Raw genomic sequence first — 14,960 nt, forward strand, 5'->3', positions numbered from 1 at the left:
GCCCGCCTGCACGGTTCGCCATTGGTACGACGAGCACTGCACGGTCGTGCTGGTTGCCTTCCGTCAGACCACACAGTTGAGAGCACACCTTCCTTCTCTCCAACCTTTGATGCGTCGGGAATCGGCTCTACCAAAACCGCCGCAGCCGTTGTCTCTTCGATTACGGGTTCCGTTGTGTGCGAACTATTCTCAATCAACATCTTCCAACTTTCTTGTGGTGGTAAATTGTTCGAAAAGCGGGCACGTGGCCAGGGGGGGTACGGGGGGTACGTGTACACCCCCTCAGGCTGAAAGCCCTATAACGCGATTGATATTTTCATCATCTACCTGGGTATATACGTTTTGCGTACGGCGCATTTTTTGCGGCAGGGGGGGTACGTGTACACCCCTGTACCCCCCCTTCATGCATATACGATGGAGAGATCTACTCACACAGCGACACCGAATAGCTGCCCTGAGAACCCCCGCTCACCTGGACAACCCCAGCAGCCTTCAGTCGGTCTACGGCCTCGTCGTAATAGTCCCGGAGTTCCCGTCGCAACTTGCTGCGTCCCAGCTTCCGCGTCATCGGACTGGAATCCTTAAGATGCTGGCGAATCAGTTTCGACGCTCGGGCCATGCGTTCCTCATCCGCAATATCCTCTGCTGCAACGTCTTGCACACCCCGCGCCCTGCCCCGGCTGACATTGTCATCACGTGCTTGTTGCGCCAAGCCCCGCATCGTCTCGCCGCGAGTGCGATCACTCATTGCCATCACTACCCCGGCCAGTTCCCAATCCGCAGACTGCACAGCGTCTGTCCGACCGTCCAGTGCCATCAGGGCGGCAGCAACTTTCAAGCGCGCAAGCAGAGCATGACCCTCGAGACCGCTCCCTTGGTTGTCACCGCGAAGCTTCGCCAGTTGTGTTGCATGAATAAGTTCCTCAGCTTCAGATGGAATCTCCAACACCTGAAATTCTCTGCGGTCTGGATTCTCCTCCAATGCAAGGGTTTCCATTTGAAAGCGAATAGCGTTGCCGCCATCGTCGGACGGTTCGCTGACGGTGGATACAGCTGACTCCATCGTCACAAGCACACCGCGAGGCCACCGCGCCAATACACACGATTCGGGTTCTTGGGGCGCTACGTCGGGGGCGTCAGCATCTTTCGTCGGGAGCCATATGAACCGCTGCGGTGTTCCGCCGTCACTGTCGTCCAGCAACGCACGAGACCGCCCCGGCTGCACACCGACGACCATCGCCATCCGATAGCGGTGACCCATAATCGGAATCGCTTTGGTGGGATCGGCGTAGCCGAAGCCCATACGCTCGCCCATCCACGCCTTGCGCAGCTCAGGCATCAGTGTGGAATTGCTCCGGTTGCCCAGCGCTGCCAGTGTGTCGATTTCGCCAACTGAAAACATCACCGAATTACGCAGATTCACCTGCCTTCCAGCGGACTTGTGCGCGTACTGCTTCGGGATTCCCTCGCCACTACCGGGAGTGGACACGTACACACCGGGGGTCGTTTCTACGGCATCCTCTGCGGCACTTTCAGAACTACCCTTCCCCTCGCCTGAAGCTCCCACGAGAGCAACAAACAGGTTCAGGCTGGCATGGCCGCCTACTGTCGGAGGAAGGACCACGGAAGGAGGCACCGCAGCACAAACCCGCGCCATAACCACGCCCAGCATCGACCACGGACCCACACGGCGCGCCCTAGCGAACTGCCGCAAACGGGTCAAACTCTCTCGAGATGCCCAGAACCCTTCTTCATCAATTTGCGCTCCTCCAGGCATGTCGCGGTCGAGACGAGCCAGCGTTTTGTCTACGTCGGTGTTCAAGGCCTGAGCCGCCGCCCACATCGCGGTTTTGTGCAGCTCGCCTGGGGCAGGTTGGGACCGACGTTCCTTCTGAACACCAGCGCCCCCGAAGGACTCGTTGAATGCAACAGAGACCTGCTCGTAAGCATCATGAGCCGAGTAGCATCCCGCCACTGCCTCTCGAAAAGCCATGCACAAGGCATTGACCATGGCTTCGTGGCGTGACATTCCACCGTTCACCTCAGCGGCAAATACTTTCAACACGCCGTTCAATGCACCGGGCCGATCTGAATCGCAATAGGTATCCAGGAACTCCGTCAACTGCTGCGGCGCAAGCGGTTCTACGTCAGTAACTACCCCGGACCGCAAGCACCGGCGCAGGACACCCGGCAAAGGAGGAACAACGCCCGGAGCGACCCAGCGATACCGTGCATTTTCGGACTCGGCCTTTTGATGCAGTGTGGGTTCGCAAATAATGACGCCCTTGCATCGAACCTCGCCGAATGCTCTGAATGCTCCCGCGCCGTTTCCGAACGAATCGGCAGCATCCAGCGCAAAAACGTAGTGCCCCCTGTCGCCGGAGTTGCGCCCCGACTGAAACAAGCCGCTCCGCAGCGCATCACGGTATTCGTGCGGAACCGATTCCAAATCGTCTATGTCCAGATCGAAGGCCAAGGCGCGTGACTTTTCCATATGCAGGGCTATTCCACGATCAGGATAATTGGCCCACCACTGGTGAATCTGACGCGTAGACCGACTGGATTTGCGATGCCAACCATTGCCGACTACCGAGCCCGGGTTCTTGTTATCGCTTGGAGCAGTGGGCAATACATACCAACCCGCATTCGCGTAGGCCAATGCGGCTTCGACGCGAGAGAGATTCGCCAACCTGTTGGGGACCTTCAACTGCGCAGGGGTAGCGGCCGCGCGACCGACGAACTGAATCGCGTAGCCAGCGCCCACCTTCCGACTTCGCACGGAGTATGGTCGAAAAATATTGCTATTTCTATCTTTTCGAGAAACTCTGATTGCTTTCATTGCATAAGCGGGGCTACTATTCACGCTAGCTTCCTTTTACTGAGGCCCGACACCGAGTAACCGCTCAGTGCCACTGCGGAGGTGTTTGGCCTACCCACTGCTTAGTTGAGTAGGCCAACTACTTTGTCTTACAGATGCTTTGGCGATCATCGCTGTTGCCGCACCGCTACACTGAATGCCGATCACACCGCGTGATCATGGGGAGCTCCGCCCCCGCGTTGGAACGAGACCGCCGGATTCACATTCACTTGAGCCGGCGGTCTTCGGCGTTGTATCGGTCTCCCTCGCGCCAGAATCAGAATCTCCATTCGGAGCAAAATCACGACGGCCAGGAGCCACAGAACGGACTGTTGATTCATAATTCACCGGTTTCAGGTGGGCGGACCCAACTCAATGTCACACCAATCTGCTGGGCACTCTCGACGAGTTTGCTCCGGCACCCTTTACACACAACACGGGCATCAATCCAGAAGCCACGACCACGCAGCAGAATTGCAGCGTCAACGGGGCGTATTTGCTTTACGAAACAGAATCCACACCAGCTTCGAGCCCTGACTTTCGGAAGCAAATCCTCTGCCGCCCTGTATATGTCAGCGACAGCAAACACTCGCGTGTGGACATATCCGTCCCATGTTGACCCGATCACGGTTGCAGCAGTGAACAACGGGTTCTCATCTTGCTGCGCAGCGTCTTCTGACGGATTGCCTCCAGGCTTTCGGTGCCCGCCGATCACCCAACTCAATTCATCGGCCATTGTCCTGTCCGGATTCGTTGGGCTACGCAAGAACTCATGCCCTGGCGAGCAGCTGTCAGCCAACTTGTAGGCCATTTCCAACTGGTCAGTGAACGGACTTGACACTCGCGATTCCCGGTTCGCTACTACGCGCATCCCCAACTCAGCAACCCGAAGCGGATCTGGAACTGCGTCAGGTTCACCGCTAAACATGCCCGACGCTTCGTACTCGCAAATCGGAGCGATTGTGTCTCGCATGTAGCGGCGCGTTCCGATGTTCAACTTGGAATGCGGGTCCCGAATATTGCCAAGTTCATCACGGATGCTCATACCGCGTCACCGCCGATGAAATCATCGTCGCTGGTTTGCATCCATCGAATAGCCTCCCGCTTAGAAAAGAGAAACTTTTTCCCTTTTCGCACGCCGCGCAGGTGCTTTCGCTGAATCGCAGAGCGAATAGTACGAGAGGTCAGATGACGATTCAATCCGAAAAGGAATTCAGATATTTCGACTTCCGAAAGTGTGGGAATTGATAGCGGATCGTAACCCAATTGTCGAAATACATCTTCGCTCACATCGATATCTGGATCGGCCGTTTGAACCCTGCCCATAAGAACCTCCTTGACAGGGGTCCCCAGAATACAAAAAATCCCAGAGACCCCACCACGAATGATGGAGACCTGGGAGTTACTGGTTCATCCCGGCTGGTGCGCTCGTAGCCTGGTCAGAGAGCCGACGAACACTCCTTCACGGGAAGGAGCATATAGTCGATCTGACCGCCGGAATCTAGTTCCTAAGGCTGTTTGGCAGTCCCACAGTTTCATGAGCGCATTTTGCCTACACCGGGTGCGCCGTGCTGGCCGCTTTGGTGCAAGCACAACCATATACGCAATGCGGCACAACGCGCAAGCACTGTTGTGTAGTGCACAATCCTTGCTTAATATTGCGCCCTAACCGTGCGGTATCATTGTAGTCAGACCATGTAATTGTTTAGAGGGTGTCCCTCGGCAGTTACACCGATTCGGCCAGAGGCCACCCATCCGCGCTGTGCGCGGGTGATTCATAAATCAGCCTCGCACCGAATACGGAGAATCAGATGAATACTCAGCTCGCACGCGACCCGTACCTCAATCCCATCTTTGGCGGTGATAGCGGATACGCCACCGAGGGCGACGTCCGCGTGAACCAGACCGCTGACGGTGTCGACCTGAACGTGATCTACGCCGAAGTCAGTCAGGCGCTTAGTCTCTACAACAACGGACGCACACGCATCGCATCGCTACTGTCCTACGGTACAACCGCCATCGCGGATGCAGTGCCGCAGTCCATCGGGAGCGAATCATTCGAAGAGGCGTCGGAATTTGGTGTGCCGCAGGGCGTCCGCGAAGGTGCCGAGGCGTTGCTGCTCGGGTACACGTTTAAGGATTACGACAAGGCGACCCGCTTCAGTTGGAAGTTCTTGCGCGACGCGAGCGAGGAGCAGGTGCGGTCGGTGGTAACGCGAATTCTTGAGGCAGACAACAAGAATGTGAATACCGCGATTCTTAATCGGCTGTTCAATCCGACGGAACTGCTCAGTCCCGAGAAGCATCGGGTTTTCGGGCTGTGGAACGGCTCTGATGGCCTCACTCCACCCCCACACATGGGAAAGTCATTTCTCTCGACCGAGAGTCACTACCTAGCATCCGGTTCCGCGATCATTGACTCGGCCGATATCGATGATTTGATCAACAAGGTCAAGACCAAGGGTTACGGGCCGCAGTCGGGCACGCAGTTGCTGATTCTGGCCAATCCGGCCGAGGGTGAGCTCATTCAAGCGTTCAAGAAGGGGCTTGAGTCCCGGCCACGCATCGGCGCGGAACCCTCTGCGCCCGTTGCCAAATACGATTTCATTCCCAGCGTTTCAGCTCCGGCGTACCTCACCGATGAAAATGTCGTAGGCCAAGTCGCCCCAGCTGAATTCGGAGCGTTGCCTGTCGCGGGTTCGTATGGTCCCGCATGGCTGATCGAAAGCCACTTCGTTCCGGCGGGGTACGTCGCGGTTGTGGCTTCCGGTGGACCGAATTCCGAACGGAACCCCGTCGCCTTCCGGCAGCACACGAATCTCGCATATCAAGGCCTACGCTTGATTCCTGGCCCCGTACCGGCATACCCACTGCAGGAGAGCATTTTCTCTCGTGGATTCGGCACAGGGGTGCGACATCGCGGAGCGGCTGCCGTCATGCAAATCACTCCCGGACTGTCCTACATCGCACCGACGTTCAGCTGGTGACTGGGAATGGTCTACGTAGGTAAGTCCCACGGCGACAGCTCAGGGGCAAGCGAATTTTCTTGGGGTGCAGGGATGACGCCGAAGGGTCTCGAGGATGCACCACCGAACGAGGGCGGGCGTTATCGCGGAACAACTCCGCCATCGCCCGTAGCGGCTGCCCTGGAGAAGTCCGAGCGGGACCGCCGTGCCCGCGAAGCAGGGATTGCGAAACTGCAACGGTCGGCGGCACATATCAACTCGCGTCCGCGAGGTCTGTGATGGCCCGTCGATCGTTCAAACGCGACAGTAAAGGACGCTTCTCACGTGTAGCTGGAGCAAAAGGCGCGGCCAAGGCCGCGACTCGGGCAGTTGGCCGCAAAGCCACGAAGAAAGTCCGCCAGTCGTATGTAAGGGGCAGCTTTGAGAAGAACCTTTCCGTCGGTCGGAGCGGTGACTACAAGGCCGCGAAGGCTGGAGCAGAGTTCCGCACTGCGACCGGGCGGGGCTTTCTCGTAAAGGGCACTGTCGGTTATCACGGAAAACCGGGTCGTCGGCTGGACGTAACGCCCAGACTAGGCAAGCCTAAGCGACAGCTCACGGTGACCGTTCGCGAGAATTCAGCCGGAACCAAGGTCAGCAGCAAGCCCAAGGCACCACCTCGATCAGCAAGTTCGGGCACCAAGGTACGCCGCTAGCGGCTTGAGCACTGTTTGCCCCTCCCCTGCCACCCCCGCCACTTGCAAATGCTTGCCCTTTGCCGCCATCCGGCAACGAGACCCCAACCACCGCCGCGCACCAGCGGCCACAAAACCCCAGCGGGCCGGAAGTCCTTTCCTCCGGCGGCAAAAGCGCATCGGACGTGAACTTGTTCTGGCGATGAGCAGACCACGACACCAACGATTGACTTGTCTCGCGGTGGATGTGGGAGCGGTCCTGGGGCCGCGCAGACGCCCTGGCTCAGCAATTTTGGGCCGGGGCGTTTTTATGTCTGACGCCAAAGCATAGGCGTTCGAATCCTCCGTGTCAGTACCTCCGTGGTACGTCCACCGGACGTCACGAACAGATGTTCCCTAGCTGAATACGCGGGTTCGATTCCCGTCATCGGCTCCACAGATTCTCGTAAGTAGAGGGCGTTCCATTCACGGAAGCGCCCTTTTGCTTGTCCGATGACGCCGCGAATACGCGCGTCGTGGCGCCCACGCTATAATCCACCAACGCGGCCGTGTGCCGTAATCATCCTTCGGCGACGGGAGACCTCGGTTTGGCGAATTTCTCGCCTCAAGGCCAGGCTGAATATAACGCGAAGGTGGCCGCGTTCGAACAAGATTTACTTCGCGAAGCAGACAGGATCGAGTCTGCTAACAATCACGGTGGCCCTCAGGAGATAACTCCCCAAGATGTCATCAGAGCCGAATTTATGGTTCGACAAGGACTCATAAAGCCCCCGCAAAAGTGGCAGCATTTCATTCCCATTCTCGCCACGCCGACTGCCGGTGTCCTCGGCGGATGGGCCACCAACAACATCGACTCAGGGTTGGGTGTTCTCGGAATCGTGGTTGCAATCGTGGTCATCTTCGTCTCGGAGATCTACAAGTACAACAAGGAAAGCCGATGAGCAGCGAAGAAAACGCCGCGCTTACTGATAGCGCAAATCGAGCTCTCGAAACCTATTTGGCGCTTGAACGGCAGAAAATAGTTGAACGCGCGCGAACGGTGGCCGCAAGTCGAACCGGCGAAAATCGGATCGATAGCCCCGACGTGATTGCTTCACTGTCCTCCGAAGCTGAGGACCTTGAGCAGATCCGCTGGCAGGAAATGTACGAGTACCGCCAGATTCGCCGTAAGAGACAGTTGCAAATCGCAAACGTCTACGGGCAAACCCTCTTCTTATGCGGCGCTTTCATGGCCATCTATTTTCAGTTTCGCGACGCCCTTCAGACAGGAACGGCAGTAGGCCTGGCCGTCGCGGCAGCGGGAGCGATAATTTCGACATCATTCTCGCGGGTCTTGCCGCTCATCCAACCTCGTTCAGTCGTATACCACCCCGCGCAACGAGACACTTCCTGGATCCTGTCGCACAACGCAGCTCAGCCAGACAGCACTTCAGAGTTGATAGGCCGCTATATCGAAACTTGGAATGAGCTCGAGCAGGTCGTTCGAATGGTCGCCCAGGAAAGCGCCCCGACTGGGGGTCGAAATACAAGCTTGCGCGATATTGTGGGCGGTCTCGTCGAGCGAGAGGTGTTGACCATGGAAGACGCTGAGGTGTTCTTCACTGCCCTCAGACTGCGCAATCGCCTGGTCCATGGCATGGACGACTCGGTACAGCCCGCAGAAATAAAGAATGGCATGGCCGACATGGAGCATTTGAAGTATCACTTGGAAGGTTTACTGTAGCTCTCTGGTCGGACGAGATGGCTTCATTCCGGCCGGGGCAATCCGTCGAGAAGCTGCCCCGGCGTCGTCCGCAGCCCAGCTGACAGTTTGAGTAGGTTTTCCACACGGGCGCTGCGCTGGCCGCGTTCAACCTGCCCCATATAGGTCCAATGCACGCCGCACTGTTGTGCGGCGTGTTCTTGGCTCCAGCCCAGTTCAGCGCGGCGTGCACGGATGCGCTCGCCTAGTTCTCGCAAGGTGGGGCTGAGGGGCTGCTTTGGAACGTCGGACACGACTACCTACCCCATACGTCCCAACTGCAATGGTCCAGAGCCGAAACGTCCCATGCGTAAACGTCTAGAGCATAAACGCCTTACTATTCACTGACTCAAACAGGCCCGAGAGACAGATCAGACGCCCGTCCGATGCCTTCTCGGCAACAGCCAGGAGAAATAATGAGCAGTGAATTCGTCGGATACCTAGTTGTCTGCGGAATTGTCGGGTTGATCTGCGCGATGATCGCTGGCGTGATCGCGAGCAGGAAGGATCGAAGCCAAGTCGGGTTCTTCTTACTAGGATTCTTCTTCGGCCCGATCGGCATACTCGCGGCGGTACTGGTGGCACCTGGCCGTCCAGTTGCTCCAAAGGGAATGCGTGCAGTGGTGTGCCCACGCTGCAACGCGCAGCAAAACGTCGCCACTGCCCAATCCGAATACGAATGCTGGCAGTGCAAGCTGAGCAGTCCTGTTTGTGCGCACGCAGCGCGGCCCACGAATGAAAAGCAGGACTGGCAGGAATGGCTAAAAGAGGGCAAGTCCAACCGCTAGCCCCGCACCTTAAACACGCCTCAGCGACTGTGGCGTAGCCCCGATATAGCCCCATCGCGAAACGTATACGGTCCGCACATGCACCCTTGCGGACCGTATACGCAGCATCTCGGAACCGCCACGAAATGCACTCTGACCAGGAGATGAGCTCGCAAGGACAGCCTATGGCGAGCCGCCCACCTGGGCGAACCGCCAAGTACTAAACGTTGAAGCGGAACTCCACCACATCGCCGTCGGCCATGACGTATTCCTTGCCCTCCATGCGGACCTTGCCGGCAGCCTTGGCTGCGGCCATGGAACCGGCCTCGACGAGGTCGTCGAAGGACACGATTTCAGCCTTGATGAAGCCACGCTCGAAGTCGGTGTGAATGACGCCGGCAGCCTGGGGCGCGGTGTCACCCTTGTGGATCGTCCAGGCGCGAGCTTCCTTCGGACCAGCCGTCAGGTAGGTCTGCAGCCCGAGAGTGTGGAAGCCGGTGCGCGCGAGGGCATGCAGGCCCGGCTCTGTCTGACCGATCGAGTCGAGCATTTCCTGGCGGTCTTCCTCGTCCAGCTCGAGGAGTTCCTGCTCGACCTTCGCGTCGAGGAACACGGCGTCGGCCGGGGCGACGGAAGCGCGCAGTTCCGCGACCTTCGCTTCGTCGGTGAGCACCGACTCGTCGGCGTTGAAGACGTACAGGAAGGGCTTGGTGGTGAGCAGGCTCAGCTCACGCAGCAACGAGAAATCGAGCTTGTCCTTGACGCTGAAGAGCGTCGTGCCCTCGTTGAGGAAGGCCTGAGCCTTGAGTGCCTCGTCGTGGGCCGGCTTGAGCTCCTTGTTCTTGCGAGCTTCCTTGTCCAGACGCGGGAGAGCCTTCTCCAAGGTCTGCATGTCGGCGATCACCAGCTCGGTCTCGATGACCTCGATGTCCGAGGCCGGGTCGACCTTGCCGTCGACGTGGATGACGTCGTCGTCGGCGAAGACGCGAACTACCTGGCAGATGGCGTCCGCTTCACGGATGTTGGCCAGGAACTTGTTACCCAGACCTGCGCCCTCGGACGCTCCCTTGACGATGCCGGCGATGTCGACGAACGACACGGTCGCGGGGAGGATGCGCTCGGAGCCGAAGATCTCGGCGAGCTTCTGCAGCCGCGGATCGGGCAGCTCGACCAGACCGACGTTGGGTTCGATGGTCGCGAACGGGTAGTTCGCTGCCAACACGTCGTTGTTGGTCAGTGCATTGAAAAGGGTGGACTTGCCGACGTTGGGCAGTCCGACGATTCCGAGGGTAAGGCTCACGGTCTGTGGATTCTACGGCCTCGCGGCGACGTGACGGGTACTCGCCCCACCGTCACGTCGCGGCAGGTGATCAGTTGTAGGTATACGAATCGACGGACGACACGATCGCAACCAGGAAGATCACGTAGAACGCGATGAACAGCACCCAGCAGATGACGGCTATCAGGAGCGAAATCTGCCCGAGCTTCTTCACCCGCTCGGACGCGTACTGCGCGCCCTGGTGATCGCCCATCGCCCACTTCGGGTAGATGTCGTGGAGATGGTTGAACGCGGCGAACGCGATAGGCCAGAAGAAGATGATCGACGCGACGGCCCATCCCGCGTTGGACTTCGGCGGACCGTACTGAGGCGCCGCGTACGTGGGAGCAGCGCTGTACTGCTGGGCTGCGCTGTACTGCTGACCGGTCGGATACTGCTGTCCGGCTGAGTACTGCGGGTCGGTTGGGTACTGCTGACCCGTCGGATATTCCTGGCCTGCTGAATATTGCTGACCGGCTGAATACTGCTGGCCTGCCGGATACTGCTGCTCCTTCGGATACTGCTGCTCCTTCGGATCCTGCGGGTCGGTCGGATATTGCGGTTCGGTCATCATTCCCCCAAAGAGTCGGATTCGGTTCTCTATCGCAGAACCTAGTGGAGACTTACCGCTGCCGTGTCACAGTGAGCGCCTACGCTCTCGAGGTGACTCGGATGCTGATCGTGCTCTTGATATGGATAGTGGGTCTCGGCACCGCCGCGCTCGCAATTGTCGCCTCGCCCGGATGGTGGGTGATCGCTGTCGTCACACTCGCGCTGGCGGCCATGGGCACCTACGACCTCACTCAGAAGTCCCACAGCATCCTCCGTAACTATCCGGTCCTGGGGCACGCGCGATTCCTCCTCGAGAAGATTCGACCGGAGATCCAGCAGTACTTCGTCGAATCATCCACCGATGGAATGCCATTCGATCGCGAAACGCGAGATCTGGTTTACGAGCGGGCAAAGGGAACACTGGCGGAAGAGCCCTTCGGGACCGAGCGCGACGTCAATGCGATCGGCTACGAGTTCATGACGCATTCGATTCGCGCACGGACCGCCCCCGACACCGTTCCGCGAGTTCGCCTCGGCGGACGCGATTGCACGAAGCCGTACGACATCGCTCTCCTGAACGTCTCCGCGATGAGCTTTGGGTCGTTGTCCGCCAACGCAATCGAGGCCCTCAACGCCGGCGCCGCCAAAGGCGGTTTCGCTCACGACACCGGTGAAGGCGCGATCAGTCCGTATCACCGCAAACACGGCGGCGACCTGATCTGGGAAATCGCTTCGGGATACTTCGGATGCCGGACCGAGGACGGCCGATTCGATCCTGACCGTTTTGCCGAGCGCGCAGGCTCCGACCAGGTGAAGGCCATTTCGATCAAGCTCTCGCAAGGTGCGAAACCCGGGTTGGGTGGCGTGCTTCCCGGAGTCAAGGTCTCCCCCGAAATCGCCGAAACCCGCGGGGTACCCGTCGGCCAGACTGTGATTTCGCCACCCGCGCACACCGCGTTCAGCACCCCGGTCGAACTGGTCGATTTCATCGCGACCCTGCGAAAACTGTCGGGAGGCAAGCCGGTCGGGATGAAACTGTGTGTCGGCTCGCGTCGTGAATTCCTCGGAATCTGCAAGGCGATGATCGAACGCGGCATCACGCCCGACTTCATCATCGTGGACGGTTCCGAAGGCGGCACCGGCGCAGGTCCGGTGGAGTTCGAGGACCACATGGGCATGCCGTTGACCGAGGGCCTGATGCTGGTGCACAACGCTCTGGTGGGAACTGGTTTGCGCCCTCTCGTGAAAGTCGGCGCTTCCGGAAAGGTGGCGAGCGGTTCCGACATCGTCAAACGCATCATCCAGGGCGCAGACTTCACGATGGCGGCCCGCGCAATGATGTTCGCAGTGGGCTGTATTCAGGCCCAGATGTGCCACACCAACCGCTGCCCGGTCGGCGTTGCCACTCAGGATCCGGCACGCACCCGCGCACTCGACATCCCCGACAAGAGCGAGCGCGTCTACCGATTCCAGAAGGCAACCGTCGCCAGCGCGCAACAGATGATCGCGTCGATGGGCATCGATTCCTTCGACCAACTGCAACCGGGAATGCTCAACCGCCGCGTCGACGGTCTCACCACTCGCACCTATGCCGACCTGTTCGACTGGCTGATGCCGGGCGAACTGCTCGACTCCCCGCCGCAGAGCTGGCTCACCGATTGGATCGACGCCGACGCTCACCGATTCTGACGTCGGTCGACTCCCGCGTTTCAGATCGCGCGGATTCACCCTTCTGGTCCTACAGTGACAGATGGCCCGCTGTGACGGCGGCCACACGTGCACTAGTGGACGGAGTTCGACGATGAGCTTGACGACTGCGCCGGAACCAAATGTCGAGTACCTGAAAACCGATCCTGACCTGCCACCTGTCGGCGTCATCGACAAAACACCCATCTCCACGACTGCGCGCGTCGTCTTCCTTGTTCTCGGACTGGTCGGCGCGGGCGCCTGGTACATGATTGCGATCGTCCGCGGTGAACACATCAGCGCTGTGTGGTTCGTGTTGGCCGCAATCTGTACCTATCTGATCGCCTACCGCTTCTATGCGCGGTTGATCGAACGCAAGATCGTCAAGCCTCGCGACGACGTCGCCACTCCCGCCGAGATCATGGAGAACGGCGCCGACTACATGCCGACCGACCGTCGGGTGCTGTTCGGTCACCACTTCGCGGCAATTGCCGGTGCCGGCCCCCTGGTCGGACCCGTGTTGGCCGCGCAGATGGGATATCTTCCGGGAACGATCTGGATCATCGTCGGCGTCGTGTTCGCCGGGGCGGTGCAGGACTTCATGGTCCTGTGGATCTCGTCGAAGCGCCGCGGGCGCAGCCTCGGTCAGATGGCCCGCGAAGAACTCGGCCTTGTCGGCGGCGTCGCCGCACTGATCGGCGTGTTCGTCATCATGATCATCCTCATCGCGGTGCTCGGACTTGTGGTCGTCAATGCGCTCGCCGAGTCCCCGTGGGGAGTGTTCTCGATCGCGATGACCATCCCCATCGCGCTGTTCATGGGCGTGTACCTGCGGTATCTGCGGCCGGGCAAGGTTTCCGAGGTCTCCCTGATCGGCGTCGTCCTGCTTCTCCTTGCCATCGTCTCCGGCGGATGGGTTGCCGATACCGGTTGGGGCGCAGACTGGTTCACACTCTCGAAGGTCACCATCGCGTGGCTGATGATCGCGTACGGATTCGCCGCATCGGTGCTGCCAGTCTGGCTGCTCCTGGCACCGCGCGACTACCTGTCGACGTTCATGAAGGTCGGCACCATCGCGCTGCTGGCCATCGGAATTCTGGTCGCACGACCCGCTCTGAACATGCCGGCAGTGACGCCATTCGCCTCCAACGGCGAAGGCCCGGCCTTTGCCGGTTCACTGTTCCCGTTCCTGTTCATCACCATTGCCTGTGGCGCACTCTCGGGCTTCCACGCACTGATCGCGTCCGGTACGACGCCAAAGCTGCTCGAGAAGGAAAGCCAGACCAAGATGATCGGGTACGGCGGCATGCTGACCGAATCGTTTGTCGCGATCATGGCTCTGGTCACCGCCTGCATCCTCGATCAGCACCTGTACTTCGCACTCAACGCTCCCGCGGCACTGACCGGTGGAACACCGGAAACCGCAGCCGAATACGTCAACAATCTGCCCCTCGGCACTGCCCCCATCACACCGGACGTGCTGACTCAGGCAGCCGAGGCCGTCGGCGAAGAATCGATCATCTCGCGAACCGGCGGCGCCCCGACGCTCGCGTTCGGAATGTCCGAAGTGCTCAGCGACGTCTTCGGCGGCGACTCGCTGAAATCGTTCTGGTACCACTTCGCGATCATGTTCGAGGCGCTCTTCATCCTCACCACGATCGATGCCGGCACCCGCGTCGCTCGATTCATGCTCTCCGACTCGCTCGGCAACTTCGGCGGTCCGGCAAAGAAGTTCAAGGACCCGTCGTGGCGCATCGGCGCGTGGCTGTGCTCGCTGATCGTCGTCGCTGCCTGGGGCGCGATTCTGCTCATGGGTGTCACCGATCCGCTGGGCGGAATCAACACACTCTTCCCGCTCTTCGGCATCGCCAACCAGCTACTCGCCGCGATCGCGCTGACGGTGGTCATGACGATCGTCATGAAGAAGGGCCTGTTCAAATGGGCCTGGATTCCCGGCGTGCCGCTGGTGTGGGACCTGGTCGTAACCATGACCGCGTCGTACCAGAAGATCTTCTCCGACAACCCCGCGATCGGGTACTGGGCTCAGCACAACGTGTTCAAGGACGCGAAGGCTGCCGGCGAGACGGCGCACGGTTCCGCGAAGACTCCGGAGGCCATCGATGCCGTCATTCGCAACACCTTCATCCAGGGCACGTTGTCGATCATCTTCGCGTCACTGGTGATCGTCGTGGTCATCGCCGGGATCATCGTATGTGCCAAGGCAATCCGAGCAGGCGGGCTGCCGACCACCGAGTCCCCGGAAGAACCGTCGAAAATCTTCGGACCCGCCAGCTTCATTCCGACGCCAGCGGAGAAGGAAATCCAGAAAGAATGGGACGAGCTGATCAAAGCCGGGAAAGTCCGGGCGCCCGGCGCCGCACACGGAGGTGGGCACTGAC

At 59.5% G+C, this 14,960-nt stretch carries 12 protein-coding genes; 6 read left to right on the forward strand and 6 right to left on the reverse strand.

The genetic code is table 11. The features are described from left to right. Positions 1-424 precede the first annotated feature (424 nt). The 3 genes from AC1Q6C_RS00780 to AC1Q6C_RS00790 form a co-directional block, all read right to left on the reverse strand. Entirely contained in the window at positions 425-2,764 is a 2,340-nt protein-coding gene (locus AC1Q6C_RS00780) for a bifunctional DNA primase/polymerase (RefSeq protein WP_492666322.1), read from the reverse strand. A 430-nt stretch (positions 2,765-3,194) separates the two neighbouring features. After that, the gene (locus AC1Q6C_RS00785; protein ID WP_492666323.1) at positions 3,195-3,902 is read right to left on the reverse strand and encodes a hypothetical protein; all 708 of its coding nucleotides are present in this window, start codon (positions 3,900-3,902) and stop codon (positions 3,195-3,197) included. Further along, positions 3,899-4,183 (reverse strand): hypothetical protein, encoded by a 285-nt coding sequence (locus AC1Q6C_RS00790; protein ID WP_492666324.1) that lies wholly within the window; start codon positions 4,181-4,183, stop codon positions 3,899-3,901. Before AC1Q6C_RS00790 ends, AC1Q6C_RS00785 begins: the two co-directional genes overlap by 4 nt. A gap of 485 nt (positions 4,184-4,668) precedes the next feature. Between AC1Q6C_RS00790 and AC1Q6C_RS00795 the strand changes: the two genes are divergently transcribed. From AC1Q6C_RS00795 to AC1Q6C_RS00805, 3 genes are all read left to right on the forward strand, one after another. Next, entirely contained in the window at positions 4,669-5,844 is a 1,176-nt protein-coding gene (locus AC1Q6C_RS00795; protein ID WP_492666325.1) for a hypothetical protein, read from the forward strand. Positions 5,845-7,240: 1,396 nt separating this feature from the next. Next, positions 7,241-7,438, forward strand: coding sequence for a hypothetical protein (locus AC1Q6C_RS00800; protein ID WP_492666326.1), 198 nt, complete (start codon positions 7,241-7,243; stop codon positions 7,436-7,438). Beyond that, positions 7,435-8,220: a hypothetical protein gene (locus tag AC1Q6C_RS00805; RefSeq protein ID WP_492666327.1), complete on the forward strand. Its 786-nt coding sequence runs from the start codon at positions 7,435-7,437 to the stop codon at positions 8,218-8,220. The genes AC1Q6C_RS00800 and AC1Q6C_RS00805 overlap by 4 nt, the downstream gene beginning before the upstream one ends. 23 nt (positions 8,221-8,243) lie before the next feature. Here AC1Q6C_RS00805 and AC1Q6C_RS00810 read toward each other — a convergent pair whose 3' ends face one another. Next, positions 8,244-8,492 carry a helix-turn-helix domain-containing protein gene (locus AC1Q6C_RS00810; protein ID WP_492666328.1) on the reverse strand — a complete coding sequence of 83 codons (249 nt, stop codon included), beginning with the start codon at positions 8,490-8,492 and terminating at the stop codon, positions 8,244-8,246. Between the two features lie 162 nt (positions 8,493-8,654). On the opposite strand from AC1Q6C_RS00810, the gene AC1Q6C_RS00815 reads away from it, so the two are divergent. Then, a complete protein-coding gene (locus tag AC1Q6C_RS00815) occupies positions 8,655-9,026 on the forward strand; it encodes a hypothetical protein (protein WP_492666329.1) in 372 nt (123 codons plus the stop codon). A 199-nt stretch (positions 9,027-9,225) separates the two neighbouring features. Here the strand turns inward: AC1Q6C_RS00815 and ychF are convergent, their stop codons facing one another. Then, complete coding sequence (gene ychF, locus AC1Q6C_RS00820; protein ID WP_030536245.1) at positions 9,226-10,305, reverse strand: redox-regulated ATPase YchF; 1,080 nt, start codon at positions 10,303-10,305, stop codon at positions 9,226-9,228. 70 nt (positions 10,306-10,375) lie between these two features. Continuing rightward, a complete protein-coding gene (locus AC1Q6C_RS00825) occupies positions 10,376-10,894 on the reverse strand; it encodes a CD225/dispanin family protein (protein WP_371683539.1) in 519 nt (172 codons plus the stop codon). Positions 10,895-10,986: 92 nt separating this feature from the next. On the opposite strand from AC1Q6C_RS00825, the gene AC1Q6C_RS00830 reads away from it, so the two are divergent. Then, positions 10,987-12,564 (forward strand): FMN-binding glutamate synthase family protein, encoded by a 1,578-nt coding sequence (locus AC1Q6C_RS00830; RefSeq protein WP_037132028.1) that lies wholly within the window; start codon positions 10,987-10,989, stop codon positions 12,562-12,564. Positions 12,565-12,676: 112 nt separating this feature from the next. Continuing rightward, positions 12,677-14,959: a carbon starvation CstA family protein gene (locus AC1Q6C_RS00835; RefSeq protein ID WP_007726338.1), complete on the forward strand. Its 2,283-nt coding sequence runs from the start codon at positions 12,677-12,679 to the stop codon at positions 14,957-14,959. The last annotated feature ends 1 nt before the right edge of the window (position 14,960 follow it).

This window comes from Rhodococcus sp. MT28, from assembly GCF_058792695.1.

Bases quoted from the DNA above. Each gene is read 5' to 3' on its own strand.
- AC1Q6C_RS00785 (WP_492666323.1), bottom strand. From the start codon at position 3,902: ATGAGCATCCGTGATGAACTTGGCAATATTCGGGACCCGCATTCCAAG.
- AC1Q6C_RS00790 (WP_492666324.1), bottom strand. From the start codon at position 4,183: ATGGGCAGGGTTCAAACGGCCGATCCAGATATCGATGTGAGCGAAGAT.
- AC1Q6C_RS00795 (WP_492666325.1), top strand. From the start codon at position 4,669: ATGAATACTCAGCTCGCACGCGACCCGTACCTCAATCCCATCTTTGGC.
- AC1Q6C_RS00800 (WP_492666326.1), top strand. From the start codon at position 7,241: ATGGTTCGACAAGGACTCATAAAGCCCCCGCAAAAGTGGCAGCATTTC.
- AC1Q6C_RS00805 (WP_492666327.1), top strand. From the start codon at position 7,435: ATGAGCAGCGAAGAAAACGCCGCGCTTACTGATAGCGCAAATCGAGCT.
- AC1Q6C_RS00815 (WP_492666329.1), top strand. From the start codon at position 8,655: ATGAGCAGTGAATTCGTCGGATACCTAGTTGTCTGCGGAATTGTCGGG.
- AC1Q6C_RS00825 (WP_371683539.1), bottom strand. From the start codon at position 10,894: ATGACCGAACCGCAATATCCGACCGACCCGCAGGATCCGAAGGAGCAG.
- AC1Q6C_RS00835 (WP_007726338.1), top strand. From the start codon at position 12,677: ATGAGCTTGACGACTGCGCCGGAACCAAATGTCGAGTACCTGAAAACC.